Genomic DNA, 14,997 nt, shown 5'->3' with positions numbered 1-14,997 from the left:
TGCTCGGGTTTGGTCTCCGGGGTGATCGGGAGGTGGAAATAGGGTATGCCGTGCCATTCCGCCAGGGACTGCAGATCCGGGTGATTGGAAATGACCAGCGGGATGTCGACGGCCAGCTCGCCGGTGCGATAGCGGTACAGCAGGTCGTTCAGACAATGATCGTACCTGGACACCAGGATCGCGACGCGCGTGCGGTGGTCCGGCGCGGTCAGCTCCCATTGCATGTCGAAGCCCGCGGCGCGCGGCTCGAACAACTCCCGGAACCGGGCCAGTGATTCCTCGCCTTCGAGCGGCCGCAGCTCCACCCGGATGCTGAAGCTCGAGGTGGCCCGGTCGTCGAAGGAGTTCATCGCCACGACGTAGTTCTGCGTTTCCGCAAGGCTGCGCGTGACCACGTCGACCGTGCCCAGCCGGCTGGGACATTGCGCGGTCAGAATCCAGAGCTTTTCCTTGGGAACCATATGCCTGCGCCCGTCAGCCTGCTACAAGCTACGCCGTGGACTCGCCGGGCGCACCGATGCACACGCCGTACTCACGCCCCGCTTCCAGCAGCCAGCGCCAGATGTAGTCGGCGAAACTGCGGCGCACCACCAGTTCCCACTGATCCGCGTCCAGGCGCCGCAAAATCGCCTGCGATTTGGCGAATACCGTGGAGACGATCTTCCCCGGCGGGAAATTGGCTTCGTGCACGTCGTAGGAACAACTCTTCATCAGCACCGGGACGGCCTGCGGGCCGGACAGGCGCAGCAGGGTCTGCCCGCCGCCGACGTTGACGACCGAATAGTGTCCGCTGAGGCTCTCGCGCAGTTTCGTCTCCATCCCGAAGGCCTGCGCACCGGGTCCGGTCAGCAACCACTCGTCCGGCGCGAGCCAGCCCATCGACCACTCGCCGCCCGTCACGCTCTGCAGCGCGGTCGGTAGGCTCATGCCGGTGGCCTTCAGCACGTCGTCGCGAAACGCCTGATTCTCGGCATCGCCGCGCACTATCAGATGGCTGCGCAGTCCCTCCTCCCACAGGTACACGCCGTGCGCGGCCGGCTCCGCAGCGGCAGCCTGTCCAGCCTGCCGGTACAGGGGGCTGCGGGCCGGCACTTCAACCTGCGGAAGCTGGTCCATGACGGCGATCTTGCCGGTAAGCTCAGACATTCTGGCGGTCCCCCTTGGGATCGAAAAACACGGTGCTGCAGATTTCGGCCTCAATCACGGAACCGTCCGGAAGCGGATAGTAGACGGTCTCGCCCATGCGCTGATGGCCGTTGCGGATCAGTCCCATGGCGATGGAGCGGCCGAGATTGGCGCTGTAGTAGCTGGAGGTGACGTGGCCCAGCATGCGCATCGGCTTGGGCTGGTTCGGGTCGTCCACGGCCTGCGCGCCTTCGGGCAGCACGAACTCCGGATCCCGGGTCTTGAGTCCGACCAGTTGCTTGCGGTCCTCGCGCACGCAGTCCTCGCGCTTCATGCCGCGCTTGCCGATGAAGCTGAACGGCTTGTCCTCCTTGACCGCCCAGGCCATGCCCAGGTCGTAGGGATGCACGGAGCCGTCGGTGTCCTGCCCGGCGATGATGAAGCCCTTCTCGGCGCGCAGCACGTGCATGGTCTCGGTGCCGTAAGGCGTCAGATCGTATTTGGCGCCGTGCTCGAAGAGCTTCTCCCACACGTGCAGCCCGTAGTTGGCCTGCACGTTGATCTCGTACGACAACTCGCCGGTGAACGAAATGCGGAACACCCGCGCGGGCACCCCGGCCACCGTGCCCTGGCGCCAGTCCATGAACTTGAAGGCGTCCTTGTCCAGGTCGATGTCGTCGGTCAGCTCGGCCAGCAGCTTGCGCGCGTTGGGGCCGCCGATGGTCATGGTGGCCCAGTGGTCGGTCACCGAGGTCATGTACACCTCCAGCTCCGGCCATTCGGTCTGGTGATACAGCTCCAGCCATTCCAGGACGCCCGCCGCACCGCCGGTGGTGGTGGTCATCAGGAAGTGGTTTTCGGCCAGGCAGGAGGTCACGCCGTCGTCGAACACCATGCCGTCCTCGTGGCACATCAGGCCGTAGCGCGCCTTGCCCACCGCGAGCTTGGCCCAGGCATTGGTGTAGACCCGGCCCAGGAATTCGCGCGCGTCCTTGCCCTGGATGTCGATCTTGCCCAGGGTGGAGGCGTCCAGAATGCCGATGCTCTCGCGCGTCGCCCTGCACTCGCGGTCCACCGCCTGACGCATGCTCTCGCCCGGCTTCGGGAAGTACCAGGGGCGCTTCCACTGGCCGACGTCCTCGAACTCCGCGCCGTGCGCCACATGCCATTCGTGCATCGCCGAGTAGCGCATGGGCTCGAACAAGTCGCGGCAATGCCGGCCGGCGACGGCGCCGAAGGTCACCGGCGTGTAGTTGGGCCGGAAGACCGTGGTGCCGGTCTGCGGGATGGACTGGTTCAGGGCGCGGGCGGTGATCGCCATGCCGTTGATGTTGCCGAGCTTGCCCTGATCCGTGCCGAAGCCCATCGCGGTGTAGCGCTTGACGTGCTCGATGGACTCGAAACCCTCGCGCACCGCCACCTCGATACCCGCCGCGGTCACGTCGAGCTGGTAGTCCACGAACTGCTTGGGCGCCCGGCTGGCGGGCTTGTGGTGCGGTATGTAGAACAGCGCCATGGCAGCGCCTTCGGCCAACTCATCGACCGCCGGGCTGTCCGGCGCCTGCGCTTCGAAACCGGCCTTTGCGGCCGCTTCGGCACCGATGCGGGCACCCTCGCGCAGGCAGTCGGCCAGGCCGTAGGTGCCGGCGACGGCGCCGGCGACGAGCTGACGCTGCAGGGTTTCGCCGGGCACGAAGCCGATGATGTCGTCGCGCCATACCGGACGGCTGCCGGTGTGGCAGGATAGATGCACCACCGGGCTCCAGCCGCCCGAGCTTGCCAGGATGTCGCAGTCCAGCACCCGGCCCTCGCCGGTGACGCGTTCGCCGGCCACATCGATTCCGGCGACCAGCGCGCCTTCGACCCGCCGCACGCCGCGGACCTCGATCACCGCACTGCCCGACATCACGGTGATGCCGCGGCGGCGCGCCTCGTCCTGATAGGCGCCGTTGGGGTTCGCACGGGTGTCAACGATGGCGACCACATCTCGCCCCGTATCCTGCCAGTCGAAGGCGGTGCGGTAGGCGTGGTCGTTGGTCGTCATCAGCACCAGACGTCGGCCGGGGACGACCGCATAGCGGTTGATGTACGTGGACACGGCCGAGGCCAGCATGCAGCCCGGAACGTCGTTGTTGGCGAACACCAGCGGGCGCTCGTGGGCACCGGTGGCGAGCACCACCCAGCCGGCGCGCACGCGGTGCATGCGCTGGCGCGTGCGGCCATCCGGAGCGCTGTCGCGCAGATGATCGGTGCAGCGCTCGTGCAGCGTAAGGAAGTTGTGATCGTGATAGCCATTGGCGGTGGTACGCGGCAGCAGTGTCACGTTGTCGCAGGCGGCCAGCTCGTCGAGCACTTCGCGCACCCACTCCGCTGCCGGCTTGCCGTCCAACGTTTCCCGGCCGGACAGCAGCGAACCACCCATTTCCGCCTGCTCGTCGGCCAGGATCACGCGCGCACCGGCGCGCGCCGCGGCCAGCGCCGCGGACAATCCGGCAGGCCCCGCGCCGATCACCAGCACGTCGGTATGCCGGTTCATGTGATCGTAGACGTCGACATCCGCCTCGCGCGGCGAACGGCCCAGACCCGCGGCCTTGCGGATGTACTTCTCGTAAGTCTTCCAGGCCGCCGGCGACGAGATGAAGGTCTTGTAGTAGAAGCCCGGCGGCATCAGGCCGCCGGCCACTCTGGAGGCCACGCCCATGACGTCGAACGACAGGCTGGGCCAGCCGCTGGTGGGCTGGCTGACCAGGCCATGGAAGATCTCCTGCTGGGTCGCGCGTACGTTGGGCACCTGGGTGGCTTCGCTGGCGCCCAGCTGAAAGACGGCGTTGGGCTCCTCCGCCCCGGCGCTCACGATGCCGCGCGGACGGCCGTACTTGAAGCTGCGGGCGACCACGTCCACGCCGTTGGCCAGCAGCGCCGAAGCCAGGGTGTCGCCGCGAAAGCCTGTGTACGTCTGCCCGTCGAACTGGAACTGCACGGGTTGGCTGCGATCGATGCGCCCGCCCGCTGGAAGTCGATTGTCCTGCATGATGGCTCGCTCTTCAGGGCTGCTGGGTGTGGGACGGGGAGACGACCTGCGGCGCCGCGCCCATCGGATAGGTTTCCAGGATCTGGTAGGTGGCGGTGTCGCGCGTCACGTTGAAGAACTTGCGACAGCCGGCGGCGTGTACCCACAGTTCGTGGTGCAGACCGCGCGGATTGTCCCGGAAATACAGGAACTCGCCCCATTCCTTGTCGGTGCAGGCGTCGGCGTCGGCCGGACGCGTCAGATGCGCCTGCCCCTTGGGATGGAACTCTTCCTCGGACCGGTGCTCGCCGCAGTACGGGCAATAGATGTGCAGCATGTCGCGCTCCTCGATCAGTGCGCCACGCCGGCGGCGCCGTGCTCGTCGATCAGCGCGCCATCGTGGAAACGGAACATGGAAAACGGCTTGGCCAGTTCGTGCGCCTCGCCCTGGGCCAGAGTGGCCGCGAAAACGTGGCCGGAGCCCGGCGTCGCCTTGAAGCCGCCGGTGCCCCAGCCGCAGTTGAAGAACAGGTTCTCGACCGGCGTGGCCGAAATGATCGGACAGGCGTCGGGACAGGTGTCGACGATGCCGCCCCACTGGCGGTTCATGCGCACCCGGCTGAAGACCGGGAACATCTCGACGATAGCCTGCAGCGTATGCTCGATCGTCGGGTAGGAACCGCGCTGGCCGTAGCCGTTATAGCCGTCGATGCCGGCGCCGATGACCAGATCGCCCTTGTCCGACTGCGAAATGTAGCCGTGCACCTGATTGGACATGACGACCGTATCCAGCACCGGACGCAGCGGCTCGGACACCAGAGCCTGCAGAGGGTGCGATTCCAGCGGCAGACGGAACCCGGCCAACCCGGCGAGTACGCCGGAATTGCCCGCGACCACGCAACCGATGCGCCCGGCGCGGATGACGCCGTGCTGACGCGTGTTCACACCCACCGCCGCACCGTCTTCCATGACGAAGCCGTCCACTTCGCACTGCTGGATCAGATCCACGCCCATGGCGTCGGCGGCCCGCGCATAGCCCCAGGCCACGGCATCATGCCGGGCGACGCCGGCGCGGGGCTGCCAGGAGGCACCGAGGATGGGATAGCGCGCGTTCGGCGAGCAGTCCATGATCGGCACGATCTCCTGCACGCCCTGCGTGTCGAGTTCCTCGCTGTCGATGCCGTTCAGCAGATTGGCGTTGACGCGCCGACGGATGTCGCGCATGTCCTGCAGCGTGTGCCCCAGGTTGAGCACGCCGCGCTGCGAGAACATCACGTTGTAGTTCAGATCCTGCGACAGGCCTTCCCAGAGTTTGAGGGCATGCTCGTACAGCAGCGCCGCCTCGTCCCAGAGATAGTTGGAACGCACGATGGTGGTGTTGCGTGCGGTGTTGCCGCCGCCGAGATAGCCCTTCTCGATCACCGCCACGTTGGTGATGTTGTGCACCTTGGCCAGATAGTAGGCGGTCGCCAGCCCGTGGCCGCCGCCGCCGACGATGATCACGTCATAGCTTTTCTTGGGCGTGGGGCTGCGCCAGACCCGCTGCCAGTTCTCGTGGTGGCTCAGACTGTGCTTGAGCAGGTCGAATCCGGAGTATTTCTGCATCAATCGGGTCCTCATCAAATACTCGCCGAACGGACGGCGCCGCGGTTCAGCACTCTATGACGTTTACCGCCAGGCCGCCGCGTGACGTTTCCTTGTACTTGTCCAACATGTCCCGGCCGGTGTCGCGCATCGTCCTGATCACCTTGTCCAGCGAGACGAAGTGGCTGCCGTCGCCGCGCAGCGCCATGACGGCGGCATTGATCGCCTTCACGGCACCGACCGCGTTGCGTTCGATGCAAGGCACCTGAACCAGGCCGCCAATGGGATCGCAGGTCAGTCCGAGATGGTGCTCCATACCGATCTCGGCAGCGTTCTCGATCTGTTCCGGCGTGCCACCAGCAGCGGCGGCAAGCCCTCCCGCCGCCATCGCGCAGGCCGAACCCACCTCGCCCTGGCATCCGACCTCGGCGCCGGAGATCGAGGCGTTTTCCTTGAACAGGATGCCGATGGCCGCCGCAGTCAGCAGGAAGACGACCACACCGTCCTCGTTCGCCTCGGGGCACCAGTTGATGTAGTAGTGCAACACCGCCGGAATGATGCCGGCTGCGCCGTTGGTCGGCGCGGTGACGATGCGACCGCCCGCGGCGTTTTCCTCGTTCACCGCCAGGGCGTAGAGATTGACCCAGTCCATGGCGCTCAGGGACGGTGAAATCGTGTCGCGCCGATCCGCCGCGATCAGCTGGGCGTGGAGCTTCGCCGCGCGGCGCTGCACCTTGAGCCCGCCGGGCAGAATACCCTCGTTGCGGGTACCGTTACGCACGCAATCCTGCATCACCTGCCAGATGTGCAGAATGCCCTCGCGGATCTCGTCCGGGCTGCGCCAGGCCTGTTCGTTGGCCAGCATCACGTCGGCGATGGAAAGATCGTGTTCTCGGCACTGTTCCAGCAGCTCTGCCGCGGTGTGGAACGGATAGGCCAGCGGCGTCGTGTCCTCGACGATGCGGTCCGCCCCCGCGGCGCTTTCGTCCACCACGAAGCCGCCGCCGACGGAGTAGTAGGTGCCCTGCTGCAGCACCTCGTCGCCGGCGAAGGCCGTGAACACCATGCCGTTCGGGTGGTACGGCAGCGTCTCGCGCCGGTGATAGGTCAGGTCCGTCGCCTGATCGAAGTCGACCGCGTGGGAGCCGTCCAGCAGCAGCTTGCCCTCGGCCAGGATCTCGGCCGTGCGGGCGGGCAGCGCCTCCGGATCGACCGTGTCAGGCTGGTTGCCCTCGAGTCCGAGCAGGACCGCCGGCCCGGTGCCGTGCCCCTTGCCGGTCGCGCCGAGCGAACCGTACAGCTGCACGTCGATCCGCCGTACCCGCTCCAGCAGACCCGCCTCGCGCAGACCGCGCGCGAAACGATGCGCCGCCTCCATCGGACCCACGGTATGGGAACTCGAGGGTCCGATGCCGACCTTGAACATATCGAACAGGCTGATAGCCATGGTTGCTCCTCAGCTTGCCGGCGCGGACATCGTGTCTTCAGCCACCGGTCGTCAGCGGTAAGCCGGGAAGTCGCGGCACATCTGCTCGACCTTTTCCCGCACCGTGGCGATGGTCCCGGACGCGTCGCCGTCGCGCAGGGCGTCCAGCACGTCGACGATCCAGCCCGCCAGCTCTCTACTCTCGGCCTCGCCCAGACCGCGCGTGGTGATCACGGGCGTGCCGATGCGCAGTCCGGAGGTCACGAAAGGCGTCTGCGGGTCGTTCGGCACCGCATTCTTGTTGACCGTGATGTGCGCCTCGCCCAAAGCCGCGTCGGCCGCCTTGCCGGTCATGCCCTGGCGCACCAGACTGAGCAGCAGGAGGTGGTTGTCGGTGCCGTTCGACACGACATCGTAGCCGCGCTCGATGAAAACGTCCGCCATCGCCCTGGCATTATCCACGACCTGGCGCTGATAGGCCTTGAACTCGGGCTCCGCAGCCTCCTTGAAGGCCACCGCCTTAGCGGCGATCACGTGCATCAGCGGACCGCCCTGCCCGCCCGGGAACACCGCCGAATTGAACTTCTTTTCCAGCTCGGGATTGCCGTTCGACAGGATCAGGCCGCCGCGCGGACCGCACAGCGTCTTGTGCGTGGTGGTGGTGACGACGTGGGCGTGCGGAACCGGGTTGTCGTACACCCCGGCCGCCACCAGTCCCGCGACATGCGCCATGTCCACCATCAGATACGCACCGACACTATCGGCGATCTCGCGGAAACGCGCCCAGTCCGCCACCCGCGAATAGGCGGAGAAACCCGCCACGATCATGCGCGGACGATGTTCCTGCGCCAGCGCCTCGACCTGGTCATAGTCGATTTCGCCGGTTTCCTCGTTCAGGCCGTACTGCACGGCATTGTAGATCTTGCCCGAGAAACTGACCGATGCGCCGTGCGTCAGGTGACCGCCGTGCGCCAGGCTCATGCCCAGGACGGTGTCGCCGGGCTGCAGCAAAGCCATGTAGACGGCCGCATTCGCCTGGGAACCCGAGTGCGGCTGTACGTTGGCGTAGTCGGCGCCGAACAGCGCCTTGGCGCGGTCGATGGCCATCTGCTCGACGCGGTCGACATACTCGCAACCGCCGTAGTAGCGCTTGCCCGGATACCCTTCGGCGTACTTGTTGGTCAGACACGAACCCTGCGCCTCCATCACCCGCGGACTCGTGTAGTTTTCGGAGGCGATCAACTCCAGGTGATCCTCCTGCCGCTGCGCCTCGTCCTGGATGGCCTCCCACAGTGCTTCGTCGTAGGTGGCAAGCGTCTGATCCTTGGTGAACATCGTCATATTTCCCTGTTCATGAGTACCGAGGTGACGCAGTGATCTGCGTCGCACTGGGTGGATGATATTCGGGGGTGGGCAGACACGGATGTTTGCCTGCGACATCGCTGCATTGATTTACGACAAAGGGCGACGCGGCCGCGTCGCCCTTCCCATGCCCGCATAAGGATTCCGCACCCGGCAGCACGGCGGTTGAACGCGCCGCTACTGCCGGAAACGGCCGACACGTCAGGCCGCGACGGCCCCGTGAGGATCGATGACGAATTTCTTGGCCGCTCCGCCGTCGAAATCCGCATACCCGGCCGGCGCCTGGTCCAGGCTGATCATCTGCACGTTCACCGCCTTGGCTATCTCGGCGCGGCCGAACAGAATCGCCTGCATCAGCTGACGGTTGTACTTCATCACCGGGCACTGGCCGGTGTGGAACGAATGCGACTTCGCCCAGCCCAGGCCGATACGCACGCTCAGGGAGCCATGCCGGGCGGCGGTGTCCTCCGCACCGGGATCTTCCGTCACGTACAGTCCCGGAATACCCACCTGCCCGCCGGCGCGCGTCAGCTCCATAGCCGAATTGAGCACCGTCGCCGGCTGCTCGTGGCCGTGGTCGTGCCCGCAGGCATGCGCCTCGAAACCCACGCAGTCGACAAAGGCATCGACTTCGGGATCACCCGTAATCTGTTCGACCATGTCGAAAAGCTTTGCGTCCTGACGCAGGTCCACGGTCTCGCAGCCGAAGCTGCGCGCCTGTGCAAGGCGGTCGGGGATCATGTCGCCGACGATGACGCAGGCCGCTCCCAGCAGGCGTGCGGAAGCCGCCGCGGCCAGCCCCACCGGACCAGCACCGGCAATGTAGACGACCGAACCCGGACCGACGCCGGCCGTCACGCAGCCGTGGTACCCAGTCGGGAAGATGTCCGACAGCAGCGTCAGGTCCTTGATCTTCTCCATGGCCTGATCGGCGTCGGGGAACTTCAGCAGGTTGAAGTCCGCGTAGGGCACCATGACGTACTCCGCCTGACCGCCTACCCAGCCGCCCATGTCGACGTAGCCGTAGGCCGCACCCGGACGCGCCGGATTCACGTTCAGACAGATACCGGTCTTGCCTTCCTTGCAGTTGCGGCAGCGGCCGCAGGCGATGTTGAACGGCACCGACACGACATCGCCGACATGGATGAACTCGACATCACGGCCGCATTCGATGACCTGGCCGGTGATTTCGTGGCCCAGCACCAGGCCCTGCGGAGCCGTAGTGCGCCCACGCACCATGTGCTGGTCCGAACCGCAGATATTGGTGGTCAGAATCTTGAGAATCACGCCGTGGTCGCAACGGCGATTACCCAGTGCCAGCTCGGGGAAGGCTATGGACTCGACTGTTACCTCTCCAGGGCCTTGGTAAACCACGCCCCTGTTGGATGCATGACTGGTCATCGTTCCTCCTCTCATTAATGTATTGCACCTGAAGTACCCTCTGAATCTAATTCAAGGCATCAGGGACACATGTCTGGAAGCGACAACCTGTAATTGCTGAGCGTCACATCGCCGGCGCCACGGAAAAACGGCATCGCCGGAAAGCTCCTTCGCCTCGGCTGGCCACGCTTCAACCGTGTCGCGCCGTAGACGGCACGCATACGGTGCGGCCCGCCACATGGACCCAACAACAAACTGAAAACGTTAATGTTTTCATGACAAGGACAATGACTCCGCGGGCTTGAAACAGGCCCGGGAGATCCCCATCCGATCCCGCGTCATTACTCCGGCACGAATGGAAAACTCCGTCAGCGACGGCTTCTCATGCAGCGAGCATCCGCTCGACGTACTCCCGGGCCAACGCGCTGGCGGTTGCCGACGAGACGCCCCCTTCCAGGGCGGCGGCCACCCACAGACCATCGATAAACGCGGTCAGACCCTGCGCGACATGCTGCGCTCTGGGCCTGTCCACGGAGCGCTGGAGCCAATAAGTCAGATTGTCGCGCAGACGCCCGACGTGGGCTCGCCGCACCCGAAGCAGATTCGGGCGCAACGTGGACGACTGGGACCAGAATGCCAGCCACGCGCTGACGGCCTGGGGCTCGAACTGTTCGGGGGCGAAATTGCCTTCGATGATCGCGTACACCTTCGCCATCGGCTCGGACGCCACCTCGCAGCGTTCCCGCACGGCGCGCTTGAGGCGCTTCTGCAGATAACGGATCGTCGCCTCGAGCAGATCGTCCTTGCTCCCGAAATAGTGGCGTATCAACCCGGGCGACAGCCCGGCCGCCTGCGCGATATCGACGACCGTGGCCTGCTCGATGCCCTGACGCGCGATCACTTCGACGGAAGCCTCCATCAACTGACGCCGACGCACCGCATACATTCCGACTTTTGGCATCCAATCTCTCTTCATATTGATCCGGCAGCTAAATGGTTGCCGGATCAATAGCGATCAGACAACTCACGCTTCGAAATCGGGCTCCACGGAGGGCGCCTTCGGCAACCGCGATCGTGCCTTCAAGGTGTCCTCGTCGACGCCCAGGTTGCGCACATAGGCACGGGACGCGTCCATCTGCGGCTGGAAATCCCACGGCGTGTAGCGCCCGGTCGTCAAAGTGCGGTGAATATACAATCTGCGCTGCTGACTCTCCATGACCTCGCGCTTGAGTTCGTCCGGCTGCCAGCGGGCCATGACCGCATCGTGGAGTGCCCGTTCCTGCGCCGCGTAATCCGGATTGCCCGCCAGGTTGACGAGTTCGTGCGGATCCTCCGCCAGATCGTACAGCTCGACCGGATCGGTCTGGGAGAACACGTACTTGAGATCGCCCCGGCGCACCATGAGACGCGGATCCAGCGCGGCTTCGCTCAGATACTCCACGCGCACGTCGTCATTCTTCCAATCGCGCCCTTCCAGGGCCGGCAGCAGACTGGTGCCTTCGGGCCTCGCGGGACCGATGTCCTCAGCCGTACAGCCGGCGATGTCGTGCAAGGTGGGCATGATGTCCACGAGCGAAACGCCCCGGCTGATCCTCTGCGGCTTCCAGCGCTGCGGCCAGTGGAATATCAGCGGGACGCGTGCGGACCATTCGAAGAAGGTCATCTTGTACCAGAGGCCGCGCTCGCCGAGCATTTCGCCGTGATCCGCCGTGAACACGACAATCGTATCGTCGGCCAGCCCGGTGGCTTCCAACGCCTGCAACAGCTGCCCTACCTTGTCGTCGACGTAACTGACCATGCCGTAGTAGGCGTGGCGCGCGTTGCTAATCCGCTCCTCGTTGAGGTCGTAGCGATTCATGCTCGCCTGGTAGTAAAGGCGCCGACTGTGCGGATCCATGTCCTCGGGCTTCATCGCCGGCACGCTGGGCATGTCGATGTCCTCATCCGCATAGAGCGCCCAATGCTCGGGAAGGCAGTTGTACGGATCGTGCGGATGCGTGAGCGATACGGTGAGGAAGAAATTGTCCACTTCCGGATCGCGAGCAAGGTCATAGATCTTGCGCACGGCCTGATACGTCGCGTCCTCGTCGAAGTCCATCTGCAGGCTGCGCTGCACCGGCCCGGCCTCGACCACGCTCGCCATGTGCTGCGACCAGGTGTAATGCGTCGGTTCCCGGCTCCAGTCCGGCGTCCAACCGAAGTCCGCCGGGTAGATATCGGTGGTCAGGCGTTCCTCGAAACCGTGAAGCTGGTCGGCGCCGACGAAATGCATCTTGCCGGACAGCACCGTTCTGTACCCGCTGCTGCGCAGCGAGTGCGCGAAAGTGGGCTGCGAGGAAGGAAACTCGGCAGCATTGTCGTAAGCGCCGATCGAAGACCCGAGGCGGCCACTGAGCATCGAAAAACGCGACGGCGCGCAGATCGGAAAATTACAGTACGCGTTCTCGAAGACGGCGCCGTTTTCGGCAAGCGACGCGATATTCGGCGTCTTGACCAGCGGATGACCATAGCTCGACAGCGCCAGTGCGCTGAGCTGGTCAGCCATGATGAAAAGAATATTCGGACGTTTCACGCTGTCGTTACCGTTTTGCACTTGAGCACCTCATGTTGCGGGACGGCGAACCAGACCCCGGGCAATGAAAATGAATGCACCGGCGCCGCAACGCGCGGCGCCGGTGCTGCGGGAGGGATTTTCAGGCGCCGAACTTGGCCTTCACCGCCTCGATCGCCGGCTTGCTGCCGTCGGCGGTCTTCACGCCTTCAAGCCACTTGGAGATGGTGTCCATGTTGGCCTTGATCCAGGCCGTTGCCACCGCATCCGCCTTCTGCTTCTTGTAGCCGTAGTCGTAGATCCACTGGCTCTGGGCCTTGGAGTAGACGACCATCTGCTTGAGGAACCGCACCGCGTTCGGCTGATTCTTGACGAACTCCGGATTCACCACCGTGTACACCGTGGTCTTCCCGCCCAGCAGCTTCTTGGGATCGTTCAGGTAGCACAGTTTGTACTTGATGTTCATCCAGTGCGGCTTCCAGCCCAGGAACGCGATCCATTTGTGCTCGCGGATCGCGCGGCCTGCCTGGCTCAACATGCCCGCCGTGCTCGAGGGCACCAACTGCCAGCTGCCCAGATTGAAAGTGTTCTTCTTGATCGCGTCGCGCAGGGTTATATCGGCGGCGGAGCCGGCCTCTATGCCGTAGATCTTGTGATCGAACTTACCATTTTTTTCTGCGCGGGCATCCAAGCCGCCATCATCGCCGTGAGGTCACCACGCGCAACGCCTTGCAGATCGATGACGACCCCGGCGTTGGTCACCGCGGTGTCATACCCCATGGCCCCAAGCAACTGGCGTGCGACCTCCGTCTTCACCGTCACGCCCGGCCATGGCGGCACGCCGAATTTAATCGTGGCGGCTGCGGCTACGTTCGCCAGTCCACCAATGCACAACGCCGCTCCCAGCACGAGAGCCGAGCGCCAGCCGCGCCTCCGATTGGTTGATTCCTGCTTATCCATACGCACCTCCCTTCTTTGGCGATGGGGACGAACTGCGGGGAAACCTCATCCCGCCATCACGTCCCCGGAGGCTACGAGTATAGTTTTATTTTGATTGCTTATTCAAATAACAATAATTTCCTTTATTATCAATCCATTGTCGAAACCGACCTGATCGACGTCGCCCTACGTCACCACCCGCTCGCTCGGAAATCGGCTTCGAAGACGGGGTCGCGGCATACACGAAACGCATCACCGACACGTCGCCTATGGAGACACCGACCCGATGCATGGAGCGGAACCGACGCCAGTCGGCCGCAGCACAACTCCGCAAGAAATTCAGGCAGGAACGCGGAACGCTTGAGTAGGCGACAGAGGGACGACGATCTGCCGGCCTATCGCTCTTCAGTGACTTGGCATTAGCGGGTCACGCCTGGAATCGGCATGAGTTCCTGCATATCGCGAGAATGCGAAGAGGAGGGGGAAAAGCCGCCGGCATCGATGCCGGCGGCAACAACACAACTGTTTAGGACGCGAACTTGGTTTTGACCGCCTCGATCGCCGGCTTGCTGCCGTCGGCGGTCTTAACACCCTTCAGCCATTTGGCGACGGTGCCCATGTTGCTCTTGATCCAGGCCTTGGCCACGGCATCCGCCGGCTGCTTCTTGTAGCCGTAGTCGTAGATCCACTGGCTCTGGGCCTTGGAATAAACCACCATCTGCTTGAGGAACCTGGCTACGTTCGGCTGCTTCTTGACGAACTCCGGATTGACCGCCGTGTACACCGTGCTCGGCCCGCCCCAGATCATCTTCGGATCCTTCAGGTAGCGCAGTTTGTACTTGATGTTCATCCAGTGCGGCTTCCAGCCCAGAAACACGATCCACTTGTGCTGCTGGATGGCTCGCCCGGCCTGGGCAAGCATGCCCGCCGTGCTCGACGGCACCAACTGCCAACCCTTGAGGTTGTAGGTATCGTTTTTGATCGCGTCGATCATGATCTGGTTGCCGTCGTTGCCCGACTCGATACCGTAGATCTTGCTGTCGAACTTGCTCGAATACTTCTGCAGATCGCCAATCGAGTGCACGCCGGCCTTCCAGACGTACTCGGGCACGACTACGCCGTACAGCGCATCGGGCACGTTGGCGGTCAGCAGCTTGATCTTCCCGCTCTTGACCAGCGGATTCACGGTGGATCCCTGCGACGGCAACCAGATGGCCATGTCGGCATCGATCTCCCCGCGCGACACGCCCTGCAGGTCGATGATGTAGCCGGCATTGGTCACCGCCGTCTGATAGCCGATGGCTTCGAGCAGTTGCCGCGCGACTTCGGTCTTTACGGTCACGCCGGGCCACGGCGGCACGCCGAATTTGACCGTCGTACTGGCCGCGGCCGTAGTCAGTCCGCAGATACACAAGGTTGCGCCCAGCAACAATGCGGACAACCAGCCGCGCTTCCGACTGTGTGGTTCTTGCATGTTCATGCAGTTTTCTCCCAATCGTTGGTGATATGAGGCAGACCGAGATATTCGGTGCTCCGCAATCCGCCCACTCGAGACGGCAAGTATAGTTTTATATTGATTGATCATTCAAACTAGTTTCCTTTACTCTTGCTCCCGGACAA

General features: G+C 64.1%; 12 protein-coding genes and 1 pseudogene. All 13 read right to left on the bottom strand.

All coding sequences use genetic code 11. From position 1 onward, the window contains the following. Positions 1-461 (bottom strand): annotated as a pseudogene (locus tag P8014_RS14145) (formyltetrahydrofolate deformylase); the annotation flags it as partial. A 28-nt stretch (positions 462-489) separates the two neighbouring features. Further along, entirely contained in the window at positions 490-1,146 is a 657-nt protein-coding gene (locus tag P8014_RS14140) for a sarcosine oxidase subunit gamma family protein (protein WP_337817974.1), read from the bottom strand. Further along, entirely contained in the window at positions 1,139-4,156 is a 3,018-nt protein-coding gene (locus P8014_RS14135) for a sarcosine oxidase subunit alpha (protein WP_337817973.1), read from the bottom strand. Before P8014_RS14135 ends, P8014_RS14140 begins: the two co-directional genes overlap by 8 nt. Before the next feature lie 13 nt (positions 4,157-4,169). Beyond that, complete coding sequence (locus tag P8014_RS14130) at positions 4,170-4,472, bottom strand: sarcosine oxidase subunit delta (protein WP_337817972.1); 303 nt, start codon at positions 4,470-4,472, stop codon at positions 4,170-4,172. 14 nt (positions 4,473-4,486) lie between these two features. Further along, positions 4,487-5,740 (bottom strand): sarcosine oxidase subunit beta family protein, encoded by a 1,254-nt coding sequence (locus P8014_RS14125; protein ID WP_337817971.1) that lies wholly within the window; start codon positions 5,738-5,740, stop codon positions 4,487-4,489. Positions 5,741-5,786: 46 nt separating this feature from the next. Next, a complete protein-coding gene (locus tag P8014_RS14120) occupies positions 5,787-7,166 on the bottom strand; it encodes an L-serine ammonia-lyase (protein WP_337817970.1) in 1,380 nt (459 codons plus the stop codon). Between the two features lie 51 nt (positions 7,167-7,217). Further along, a complete protein-coding gene (gene glyA / locus P8014_RS14115) occupies positions 7,218-8,480 on the bottom strand; it encodes a serine hydroxymethyltransferase (protein ID WP_337817969.1) in 1,263 nt (420 codons plus the stop codon). Between the two features lie 228 nt (positions 8,481-8,708). Continuing rightward, a complete protein-coding gene (fdhA, locus tag P8014_RS14110; protein WP_337817968.1) occupies positions 8,709-9,908 on the bottom strand; it encodes a formaldehyde dehydrogenase, glutathione-independent in 1,200 nt (399 codons plus the stop codon). Between the two features lie 361 nt (positions 9,909-10,269). After that, positions 10,270-10,848, bottom strand: coding sequence for a transcriptional regulator BetI (gene betI / locus P8014_RS14105; protein WP_337817967.1), 579 nt, complete (start codon positions 10,846-10,848; stop codon positions 10,270-10,272). 63 nt (positions 10,849-10,911) lie between these two features. Beyond that, entirely contained in the window at positions 10,912-12,459 is a 1,548-nt protein-coding gene (betC, locus tag P8014_RS14100; RefSeq protein ID WP_337817966.1) for a choline-sulfatase, read from the bottom strand. Between the two features lie 121 nt (positions 12,460-12,580). After that, entirely contained in the window at positions 12,581-13,129 is a 549-nt protein-coding gene (locus P8014_RS14095; protein ID WP_337817965.1) for a glycine betaine ABC transporter substrate-binding protein, read from the bottom strand. Beyond that, entirely contained in the window at positions 13,075-13,398 is a 324-nt protein-coding gene (locus P8014_RS14090) for a glycine betaine ABC transporter substrate-binding protein (protein ID WP_337817964.1), read from the bottom strand. The genes P8014_RS14095 and P8014_RS14090 overlap by 55 nt, the downstream gene beginning before the upstream one ends. Positions 13,399-13,903: 505 nt before the next feature. Then, positions 13,904-14,857 carry an ABC transporter substrate-binding protein gene (locus P8014_RS14085; RefSeq protein WP_337817963.1) on the bottom strand — a complete coding sequence of 318 codons (954 nt, stop codon included), beginning with the start codon at positions 14,855-14,857 and terminating at the stop codon, positions 13,904-13,906. Between the last annotated feature and the right edge of the window lie 140 nt (positions 14,858-14,997).

The organism is Acidihalobacter sp., from assembly GCF_037381185.1.
Lineage (GTDB): Bacteria > Pseudomonadota > Gammaproteobacteria > DSM-5130 > Acidihalobacteraceae > Acidihalobacter_A.
Note: the sequence above shows the minus strand (reverse complement) of the source record. Positions and strands in the feature narration are given on the sequence as shown.

What these genes read in the sequence shown, in the direction of transcription:
- P8014_RS14135 (WP_337817973.1), bottom strand. Translation starts at nt 4,156, where the DNA reads ATGCAGGACAATCGACTTCCAGCGGGCGGGCGCATCGATCGCAGCCAA.
- glyA (WP_337817969.1), bottom strand. Translation starts at nt 8,480, where the DNA reads ATGTTCACCAAGGATCAGACGCTTGCCACCTACGACGAAGCACTGTGG.
- P8014_RS14090 (WP_337817964.1), bottom strand. Translation starts at nt 13,398, where the DNA reads ATGGATAAGCAGGAATCAACCAATCGGAGGCGCGGCTGGCGCTCGGCT.
- betI (WP_337817967.1), bottom strand. Translation starts at nt 10,848, where the DNA reads ATGCCAAAAGTCGGAATGTATGCGGTGCGTCGGCGTCAGTTGATGGAG.
- fdhA (WP_337817968.1), bottom strand. Translation starts at nt 9,908, where the DNA reads ATGACCAGTCATGCATCCAACAGGGGCGTGGTTTACCAAGGCCCTGGA.
- P8014_RS14085 (WP_337817963.1), bottom strand. Translation starts at nt 14,857, where the DNA reads ATGAACATGCAAGAACCACACAGTCGGAAGCGCGGCTGGTTGTCCGCA.
- P8014_RS14120 (WP_337817970.1), bottom strand. Translation starts at nt 7,166, where the DNA reads ATGGCTATCAGCCTGTTCGATATGTTCAAGGTCGGCATCGGACCCTCG.
- P8014_RS14125 (WP_337817971.1), bottom strand. Translation starts at nt 5,740, where the DNA reads ATGCAGAAATACTCCGGATTCGACCTGCTCAAGCACAGTCTGAGCCAC.
- P8014_RS14140 (WP_337817974.1), bottom strand. Translation starts at nt 1,146, where the DNA reads ATGTCTGAGCTTACCGGCAAGATCGCCGTCATGGACCAGCTTCCGCAG.
- P8014_RS14130 (WP_337817972.1), bottom strand. Translation starts at nt 4,472, where the DNA reads ATGCTGCACATCTATTGCCCGTACTGCGGCGAGCACCGGTCCGAGGAA.